The organism is Microcoleus sp. OTE_8_concoct_300 (assembly GCF_031383065.1).
Classification (GTDB): Bacteria; Cyanobacteriota; Cyanobacteriia; order Cyanobacteriales; family Microcoleaceae; genus Microcoleus.
Window position 1 is genome coordinate 1 of record NZ_JANMZH010000783.1, and the last position, 2650, is coordinate 2650.

The window sequence follows — 2650 nt, forward strand, 5'->3', positions numbered from 1 at the left end:
TTGAATGTGAGTCAAAAAAATGAAAATTGCGCGAATTATTTGTTGGCCTCGGGATTCGACTTTACGCCCGACTCAGAAGCGCGGATTTGATATTATTCCGGCAGTCAGGCCGGAATTGATATAAGGGAAGTTTAATCGGTTAAATTCTACATTTAGTTTTTTTGAGGCAAAACCATTAATCTCTTCATGCTCTCCTCTACAATTGGCAGCCTTTCAACAATTACTCTATCGTGTAGTTTATAAAGGATGCCGTCTGGTTTCCCTTCCAGAAAAGCTGCAAAAGTTGTTGTTTTTGGTAACGCTTGAAACCTAGGATTAGGTGCATCTCACTTTGGTAAATATATGTCCACACTCTAAAGGGTGCGGCTAAAGAAACTAAGGCTGGATATTCAAATCGTCAACCATTCTTTTAAGCCCCAGATTGCAGCCGTTGTCGAAATTCCTTAGCTGCTGTTAGCGAATTGGGATATCGAATGTATTCTGCCAGCAATTCTATATCCAGATTAGGGAGAATTGCGCTGCGGGCAATTGGTTCATAACCGCAGGTTTGGAGAAATTGAGATGGGATTTCTTCTCGCAGATAGTAGAGGCTGAAACGGTCATTTTGCCAGAACCAAACCTCTTTAACATTCAGTCTTATGTAAACTTCCAATTTGTTAATGCTACCGCTGGTAACGATTACCTCAATTGCCAGGTCGGGAAATTCTTTGTCTGTGCCAATGCAGTAAGCTTCATCGGGTTCGGTACCGCCACTTTTCTCTTCTCGTCGCAGGGTTGTAGAGCCAAAGGGAAAATAGTTGATGTCTGCTTCTAAGAAGTAAATGACTAAAAGATCTCCAATGCGAGTTTTTCTGCTTTCATGGCGACGGGAAGGTGACATAATTTCTAAGGCTCCATCTAAATAGGTGACTCGATATGCCGAAGTATCGCCATTTCTGGCGAGCAAGGCTTCATATTGCTCCCAGTTAACGCGATCGATAATGTAGCGGCATTCAGGATCTTGGCCTTGGAGTGCTTGTTGGTCAAGTAGCGCTGTGAGATCGCTTGTAAACATTAGTATTACCTGCTTTAGGTTGTCTTCATTCTAATTTACTGAATTCGATCGCACAGATGTCTATCCTCCTCCTTCACATCGGCATTCGTTCGCAAATAATCCCGCACCCAGTCGCAACCAAAAGCCAGGGGGTCTGTATTGAGAATTCGCTTCACATTCCACAAAATCGCCGTTTGGTCATGACTGGCGGAGGCAAGGAAAGTGCCGTCGGGACTGAAGGAAGCTTTTGTCACCAAACCTCTATGCCCCGTGAGCGTCGTCAGCAAGATGCCGTTTTTGTTCCAGAGTTTCACCGTGTTATCGACACTTGCCGTAGCGACGATTTCACCATCCGGGCTAAAGGAAACTCCCAGCACTCCCTGTGTGTGACCTTTAAGCGTTCTCCGTAGCAGTGTTTTGTGAGGAACTGAGGTGTCTGAGGGCTCTAATTTCCAGAGTTTGACGGTGCCATCTGTACTGGCTGAGGCGAGTGTCTTGCCATCGGGACTGAAACTGACCTCTAGAGTCAAAGCCTCATGGGCATCAATCGCCTGCAACAAAGTGCCATCGGGCTTCCAGATAGCGATAGTACCGCTGCTACCGACGGCGGCTAAAGCTTTTCCATCAGGGCTAAAGGCGACACTCCAGAAGGCGCTGCCATCTAGCTTCAGAGTTCGCACTAACACGCCGTTTGGCTGCCAGAGTTTTACCGTGCCGTCTGTACTTGCGGTGGCAATAATTTTACCGTCAGGACTCCAAGCAATTCCGTAAACTATACCTTTGTGGGCGTCGATTTCTCCCAGGAATCTGCCATCTGGCTGCCAGAGTTTAACTGTTTTGTCGCCCCCCACGGCAATGACTTTACCGTCAGGACTGAATGCCATATCCCAAAGCCCTCCTGTACCCTGCTTAAGCGTCTTGTGCAACGTGCCATCGACGCGCCAAAGTTTCACCGTGCCGTCTGTACTTGCAGTGGCAACGATTTTCCCGTCAGGAGCGTTGGCGGAGCCTGCGCTTGGCGCATAAGCAGCAGCATAAACAGCAGCGTCGTTACCTAGCAGGGGCAAGAAAAAAATGTTTTTCGGCTGCCAAAGTTTGACAGCATTTCCTACACCCAGCGAAGCAATGAAAGTGCCGTCAGGACTGAAATCGATATCCCACACGGCCTCACTATGTCCTGCAAAAGTTCGTAGGGGCAGTGCCTCCGTGCCTGCGTTGCCGTCTTTGCTCCAAAATTTGATAGTTCGATCGTCGCTGACTGAGGCGATAATCTGACCGTCGGGACTGAAATCTAGACCCTGAATGCCAGAGGCGTGACCCTTAAGGGTTCGTAGGGGCTGTAACTCTTCGTTTGACGGGGCATGGGAGCGCCAAAGTTTAACAGTTTTATCCATGCTGGCGGAGGCAAATATCTCGCCGTCAGGACTGAACTCGACCTCCCATATCGCAGCACTATGCCCTTGAAATGTTCGCAGTAAATTTACCGAGGCCCAGAATGGACCGTCTTTTTTCCACAATCGGATCGTGCCCTCCCCGCTTCCGCTAACGAGCATTTCCCCGTCGGGGCTAAAGCTCAGGCTCCTCACCGCATCGGTGCGATCGAGAATGGTTAATAAA

At 48.4% G+C, this 2650-nt stretch carries 2 protein-coding genes; both read right to left on the bottom strand.

The genetic code is table 11. The annotated features are described in order from the left end of the window. Nucleotides 1-409: 409 nt before the first annotated feature. The gene (locus ACUVJL_RS35000; protein WP_445250019.1) at nt 410-1054 is read right to left on the bottom strand and encodes a Uma2 family endonuclease; all 645 of its coding nucleotides are present in this window, start codon (nt 1052-1054) and stop codon (nt 410-412) included. A 35-nt stretch (nt 1055-1089) separates the two neighbouring features. Continuing rightward, the coding region (locus tag ACUVJL_RS35005; protein ID WP_445250020.1) for a WD40 repeat domain-containing protein at nt 1090-2650 on the bottom strand (1561 nt) is incomplete at its 5' end.